Source organism: Lactococcus sp., from assembly GCF_036648155.1.
GTDB classification, from domain to species: Bacteria; Bacillota; Bacilli; order Lactobacillales; family Streptococcaceae; genus Lactococcus; species Lactococcus cremoris.
The window spans coordinates 1-674 of record NZ_JAVXIY010000034.1 but is presented as its reverse complement, the minus strand read 5'-3'; the positions used below and the strand labels follow the sequence as shown (position 1 = coordinate 674).

General features: G+C 35.8%; 1 protein-coding gene. It reads right to left on the bottom strand.

The features are described 5' to 3' along the window. Nucleotides 1-596: hypothetical protein (locus tag RSC39_RS11970; RefSeq protein ID WP_332537452.1), on the bottom strand; the 596-nt coding region annotated here is incomplete at its 3' end. Between the last annotated feature and the right edge of the window lie 78 nt (nt 597-674).

Here is a 674-nt window from a genome sequence, read left to right as displayed (position 1 = left end):
CTAGTATCGTAACCTGCTGGATAACCGTTAAGCCCTACGTCTGTAACTTTGCGATCACTATCAAAATCTGGTTCCCATTCTTCATCATCATCTTCTGTGTGAAGTTCCTCGTATGATGGATTGTAGAAAATATCGGCTAGTTCAATATAGTGATCGCCAAATTCTTCAACCCCAACACTTAACACCCATAAGTTATTAGATTGCTTAATAAAATTAAAAACATCAAAGTGAGAAACAAATTTTTTGTAGAAAATATCAGCTTGTGCAGATGACTTAAATTCTTTTTCAAAAAAAACGAGGGGCTTTTCTTGGGTTGCATTAATAAGAGGTAAATCGAAAAGCTGACGATCTCTATCTTCTGTTAAATATTCGTTGAGTTCAGCAAGTATTTTGTCTTTATTGGCTTCATTGGCATTCATCTTTTTAATCAAATACGAACCGAGCAAAATTTTACGTCTAGTATCATCCTTTCTTTCCTGCTCTTTTTGCTTTGATCTTTCTCTAGCTTCGATAGCTTGTTTGCGAGCCTTTAACTGTTTCAGCTTTTCTAACTGGGCTTCGATTTTCTTTTCAAGAGTTTCAGCAGCTTTTGTCATGATTCAGATTTCGGGATATAGAAAACCACTCAAGCATAAGGCTCTATGAATTGGAATTCAAGCGAGCTATATGCTATC